This is a genomic window from Crocosphaera watsonii WH 8501, assembly GCF_000167195.1.
In the GTDB taxonomy this organism is placed as follows: domain Bacteria; phylum Cyanobacteriota; class Cyanobacteriia; order Cyanobacteriales; family Microcystaceae; genus Crocosphaera; species Crocosphaera watsonii.
This window is the reverse complement of the sequence record NZ_AADV02000226.1, coordinates 1-5,511: the sequence shown is the minus strand read 5'-3', so window position 1 is coordinate 5,511 and position 5,511 is coordinate 1. Positions and strand designations below refer to the sequence as shown.

At 37.0% G+C, this 5,511-nt stretch carries 7 protein-coding genes; 3 read left to right on the top strand and 4 right to left on the bottom strand.

Annotation, left to right across the window (positions count from 1 at the left end; translation table 11 throughout):
- Nucleotides 1-267: 267 nt before the first annotated feature.
- The 3 genes from CWATDRAFT_RS29405 to CWATDRAFT_RS37890 all read right to left on the bottom strand — a co-directional run bounded on the left by CWATDRAFT_RS29405 (nucleotide 268) and on the right by CWATDRAFT_RS37890 (nucleotide 2,664).
- Entirely contained in the window at nucleotides 268-1,752 is a 1,485-nt protein-coding gene (locus CWATDRAFT_RS29405; protein WP_007308375.1) for an IS1380-like element ISCwa5 family transposase, read from the bottom strand.
- A gap of 278 nt (nucleotides 1,753-2,030) precedes the next feature.
- Nucleotides 2,031-2,546, bottom strand: a complete 516-nt coding sequence (locus tag CWATDRAFT_RS29400) for a CHASE2 domain-containing protein (protein ID WP_007308374.1) — start codon at nucleotides 2,544-2,546, stop codon at nucleotides 2,031-2,033.
- Nucleotides 2,518-2,664: a hypothetical protein gene (locus CWATDRAFT_RS37890; RefSeq protein WP_198139058.1), complete on the bottom strand. Its 147-nt coding sequence runs from the start codon at nucleotides 2,662-2,664 to the stop codon at nucleotides 2,518-2,520. The genes CWATDRAFT_RS29400 and CWATDRAFT_RS37890 overlap by 29 nt, the downstream gene beginning before the upstream one ends.
- 4 nt (nucleotides 2,665-2,668) lie before the next feature.
- Between CWATDRAFT_RS37890 and CWATDRAFT_RS29390 the strand changes: the two genes are divergently transcribed.
- Nucleotides 2,669-3,250 (top strand): helix-turn-helix domain-containing protein, encoded by a 582-nt coding sequence (locus CWATDRAFT_RS29390; RefSeq protein ID WP_007303067.1) that lies wholly within the window; start codon nucleotides 2,669-2,671, stop codon nucleotides 3,248-3,250.
- A gap of 64 nt (nucleotides 3,251-3,314) precedes the next feature.
- Nucleotides 3,315-3,956 carry a transposase gene (locus CWATDRAFT_RS29385; protein ID WP_007308376.1) on the top strand — a complete coding sequence of 214 codons (642 nt, stop codon included), beginning with the start codon at nucleotides 3,315-3,317 and terminating at the stop codon, nucleotides 3,954-3,956.
- 17 nt (nucleotides 3,957-3,973) lie between these two features.
- Here the strand turns inward: CWATDRAFT_RS29385 and CWATDRAFT_RS29380 are convergent, their stop codons facing one another.
- A complete protein-coding gene (locus tag CWATDRAFT_RS29380; protein WP_007308373.1) occupies nucleotides 3,974-4,528 on the bottom strand; it encodes a hypothetical protein in 555 nt (184 codons plus the stop codon).
- A gap of 395 nt (nucleotides 4,529-4,923) precedes the next feature.
- On the opposite strand from CWATDRAFT_RS29380, the gene CWATDRAFT_RS29375 reads away from it, so the two are divergent.
- Nucleotides 4,924-5,511: IS5 family transposase (locus tag CWATDRAFT_RS29375; protein WP_007307457.1), on the top strand; the 588-nt coding region annotated here is incomplete at its 3' end.

Below are 5,511 nucleotides of genomic sequence, written 5' to 3'. Positions count from 1 at the left end.
TTTTCCGAACATGGTAGGGGGGTTAGCCCGGAGGGTTGTTCACAAGGGATATTCTTAACCGGGTTTTGCGCAATGAGTTGAACCCCATCAGAGGTGAAAAATGATAATTTTTAGGACTAATAGAAATTTTGAATATAGATGAATAAAAAAATTGACTTTGATTATCCAAAAATTGAGTTTAAGAGGGAATAATTATATTAACTTTTGATTTTCTCCACGATAAATAAGACTAAATGAAAGTATCAGTCAGTCAACAACTTATTCTATTTATCCAGTATTAGGAATAGTTTTAATTCTTTTGTTAGCAATAGACAAAATATCTTGATAAGGACAAGCACTAGCTATAGCGATAATAATTCTTCTACAACTAATCTTTATTCTGGCTCCCAACTTAAGAAGATTTAGATGTATTCTTCCCACAGTTGCTTTAGCCAATGAAGTTTTTTTTAAACAGTGTTGACGAAAAGCATTTATGAGAACATAAGCCCAGGAATGTATCCATAATCTTAGTTGATTACTTTGAAATGTTTGAGTTGAAGTTCTATCAGCTAACAAGTCTAATTGTTGTTCTTTAATCCGATTTTCCATCTCGCCTCTCGGACAGTATTTTTTTGTATAAAGTTTTGAGGGTGGAATTTTTGAAGCGGGCAAAGATGTCACCACATGGCGCATTTTTAAGCCATCACTTCCATAACAAACTTTTGTCACTACTCTTCTTTGACAACTCCATGACTTTTCTGTTTTATAACGAATAGAGCGATACCAAGTAGAAATTGGTACTAATTTTTTAACTTCTTCTAAATCTTCTTTTTTCTGAAATAAACTATCCATTAATTCAGTTATTGGAGCTAGTTTTTTTTCATATTCATGTTTGGCTTTTTCAATTACATCATCCGCTCGTAACTTAAGAACGCCATTTGTTCCCATAGCTATAACATAATCAACTAAAGGCTGATTTTCACAAAAATAGAAGATTTCTTCACGGGCATAGGCACTATCACCCCTAACTAGGATATGAGTCTCTGACCATTTTTCTCTAATTAGTCCGATAATTCTTTGTAATTCGTCTAAGGCTCCATCGGCTGGATCTACATTAGATGAACGAAGTTTAGCAACTAATAAATGATGCCCACAGAAAATATATAAAGGAGCATAACATACTCCGTGATAATAACTATTAAAAAATGCCCCTTCTTGATTACTATGTACTTGGTCATCCGTGACATCCATATCTAATATAATACTTAAGGGAGGTTTTTTATAAGACTCTAAAAAAAATTCGACAAAAGATTTTTCAATGGCTTCAAAGTTGGTTTCTATTTTATGATAACGACTCGTTTTTTGGTCGAGAATAGTCTCAGGACAATATTCCAATCTATTAATTGTACTTTTTCCAGCTAACCATCCCTTTTTATCTTCAAGCTCATTAAGCTTTTCTAAAGCGATCTTAAGGGCAGGATCGTGACGTAATTTATCATGGTCATTGACATCTTCATAGCCTAAAATAATTCCATAAAGCCTTTGTGCTAATAACTCATGAACGGAATGATCTACATAAGATTGATGACGATGATCTTGAAAACAGTTACCAAACTTCTCGGTAATTCCCAGTTTTTTATCCAACTCAGCTATCCAGACAATCCCCGCATCTGAAGTGATTAGTCCCCCATCAAAATTAGCGATTATTTCTTTTCCTTTCTGTTTACTAAAGTTGATTACTTGACGAGGGGTTCGGGGATGACTGGGACTCATTAAATCAGTTTAAGGTAAATTGCTTTAACAATTAAATTATAGCATATTTTATTCTAACAATCTAGTACTATTAGAGATTTTATTAATAATTTTTTTGGAAAAATGAGTGATTGATTTATCTTTTCATCTTTGTCTAATTCGGGTTGATTTTAACTTAAAATCTGACAACAGACTGTTGGTTGGGGAAATCTGCGATCGCTCTGTTCAAACCCACTTCCTGTAAGGCTTCTGTGTTTGGCGATCGCAGATTTTGTGAGAAATTCGGGTAACCACCAAACCTATAAAAAAGCTAAATAAGAGGCTCCCAACACACAACCACTAACAAACAATAAACCGAACAAAATCATCCTCATTGATTTAAACCACCAGCTTATCCCTGTGCCAATTAAAGCCATCATATATATTTCTAACCATTCAACCGAATCAGGGCAAACAGAAATCAAAGGCCGTCCCTCTAAAGCCGAACTAAGGATTTGACTAGCAATATTAGCATGAATCACTACTCCAGGCATCATCTCAGAAGAATTGGACAGCTTACCGCTATAAGGGGTGTAATGTAAATCATTAATACTTTCGGCGGTTGTGCCAATAAATACTAAGCGATCGCTAAAACTATCGGGAGATATATTATTTTTTAGGACATCTGTGAAGGAAAAATTCAGAAAATTATCCTGTTGTCCCCGATAATTGAGAAAAACTTGATAACCTCCAGAATCAGAACCTATATACCCCCCGTCATTTCCTGTAAATCTCTTAAAAACAGCTTTACCCAAGGGCAACTTTTTGTCCTTCATCGACGGTTTCTAGGTTAATTCCTTTTGCTTTGAGATAATGCAGTGCCAAAATTGTTCCTAGTGCAGCTTGGCGAAAGTAATCCACCAGATTTTTACAGAAACTTTCGTGACTAGCCACGACAATGTGTTTCAATGAAACTAACGGAAGAATCTCGAAGTTGATGTCCATGATAAAAGCATTGCCAATTAACCTCTCCAACCTACAGAAAACAGTACTCCAACAAATAGTGAGAGGGACAACAAACCCCTATCGCCTTGTTAGACGAGCCAAGCTAATCTTAGCCGCAGCATCAGGAGAGAGCAATAGTTCGATTAGTCGAAGATTAGAATTAGACCGAGTACAAGTGCGTCAGTGGCGATCGCGATGGTTTGAGGAGAGAGAAAAACTGAGTGCCGCCGAAGAACAACAGGTAACGGAGAAAGCATTAATGGTCTTGATCAAAGGAATTTTAAGCGATCGCCCAAGACCTGGAACAACAAAATCCTTTACGGTCGAACAAGTAGTCCAGATTGTAGAGATCGCTTGTGAAGAATGTGAAAAATCAGACAGACCAGTGAGCCATTGGACACCTTCAGAGTTGGCGGATGAAGCCATAAAAAGAGGAATTGTCGAAAAGATTTCCCCCCGTAGTGTGGGGCGTTTTTTAAAAAGAAGCGACATTACAACCACATCTCGTTCGTTACTGGTTAAATGCCAAAATTGATGATCCCTTAAAATTTAAAAAGCAAGTCAAATATATCTGTGAACTTCATCAAGAAGCTAAAACTTTGTTAGAACAAGGAATTCATTTAATTAGTACAGATGAAATGACAGGGATTCAAGCTCTTGAGAGATTATTTCCGAACAAAAGAATCAAGCCTAAACAAGTAGAAAAAATCGAATTTGAATATGAAAGACACGGAACTTTAAGCTTGATTGCGAACTGGGATGTGGCAAGAGGAAAAGTTGTTAGTCCCTCTATTGGACCGACAAGAACAGAACAAGATTTTTCTGAACATATCCAGAGAACGATTAAGATTGATGAAAAAGCAGAATGGATTTTTATTGTAGATCAACTCAACACTCATAAATCGGAAAGCTTAGTCAAATTAGTAGCAGAAAGCTGTGGAATTACTATTGATTTGGGGAGAAAAGGAAAGGAGGGGATTTTGCAATCTATGGACAGCAGAGCAGATTTTTTATCAGATGAATCTCATCGAATTCGCTTTGTTTATATTCCCAAAAATACATCGTGGCTTAATCAAATTGAGTGTTGGTTTTCGATCTTAGTCCGGCGTTTAATCAAAAGAATTACTGTCCGTTCAACTGAAGAACTATCCCAAAAAATTCTCAATTTTATTGATTACTTTAATCAACATTTTGCTAAGCCGTTCGTTTGGAAATTTAAGGGCTTTAAAGATCATAAGTGACTGGTGGATTATTTTTGCTAAGCTGCACTAGGGGTTAACTTGGTCAAAGTTCCATCAGGATCTTTAACTTTACCCCTAGTACAGTTTTCAGAAGTGTCTATCACTTCTGTCTCACTTTTCCGCCCCCATTCATTAAGGGGTGATTTCTGGGTTAAAATCTCATAGACTGGTAACAATTCAGGGGGGCAAGGATTTTGCCGTTCAAAGTCTCCCATTGTCAATGGCTGATCTATGCCGACTCGCAAAAACTCGATCCGAGCTTTCCAGTAACGATCTATTGCAGCGTCCAAGAATCGGTTTTTGTCTTTCTTGGTGTGCGATCGCTCATAACGCAAGCAGTAATCTTGGTAGACTCGTTTAAAAGATTGCGCTGATTTGACAATGTAGTTATGGTCTTTAAATGGATCGGCTTCCTTCCGTTCCCAACAGTTTTGGCATCTCCAAGCAAATAGTCCATACTTCCCCGTGCTAGGAACCCATTTGTGATCACAAGCATCCTCATTTTCTAGATCATGTTGGGAGGTATGGGTATGGGTAGGGATATTGAGTAGAGTTAGTTGGTGGTTAGTCATGGCACTTTCATCTTTTACTAGGGGTTATGGTGCGATCGCTCTGATTAAAATTCTTCTTCATAGTCATAGTCCTGGTCGACTGGTTCCATATTTTCCCAGCACTGATCGCAGTATCCGTGCTGGTTCCCAAACTCGAAGGATTCTAAGCCACCAACGAAAGCCCCGCATGATTTACAAAATCCATGTTTAGCAGCGCATTCAGGACAGGACAACACGGCTAAGGTGTCCTTCTCGTTTCCCTGCTCTGGGTATCTATATAGGGTTTGCTGAATAAAAGCAAAACCCTATTCTTTAAAAGGTTACACCCATATTCGCGATCGCAAAAAAGATCAGCTTTGTCGGCTACAAACCGCTATAATTGGTAGAAACACCTCCCAGTTGTTGGTCAAGAACAAATGTATCGAAAAGAGGAGCAACCTTTACCGCCCCCAGAAAAATTTGAATTACCTTTCGAGGGCAAATTGTCCCCCAATAATCGTTGGGTAATCATGGCAGAGTTGATACCTTGGGATGATTTTGAGGAAGAATATGCTAAACTTTTTTCAGCGGAAAAAGGTGCGCCAGCCAAACTATTTAGAATGGCATTAGGGACATTAATTATTAAGGAAAAATTAGGAACAAGTGATAGAGAAACTATAGAACAGATTAGAGAAAATCCCTATCTACAATACTTTATAGGTTTAAATTGTTATCAACAAGAGCCACCACTGGAATCTTCAATGCTAGTTCATTTTAGGAAAAGAATTGATGGAGAATTGATAAACAAAATCAATAAAAAAATAGTAAAAAGAGAAATAGACAAGAGTGATAAAGAAGTAAAAAAAAAGGATTGTCTCCAAGAAAAAGGAGAAAAAATAAAAAATAAAGGTAAACTAATTTTAGATGCGACTTGTGCGCCAGCAGACATCAAATACCCAACGGATTTAGGCATATTAAATCAAGCCAGAATTGAGACAGAAAGAATAATAGATAATCTTTATAAA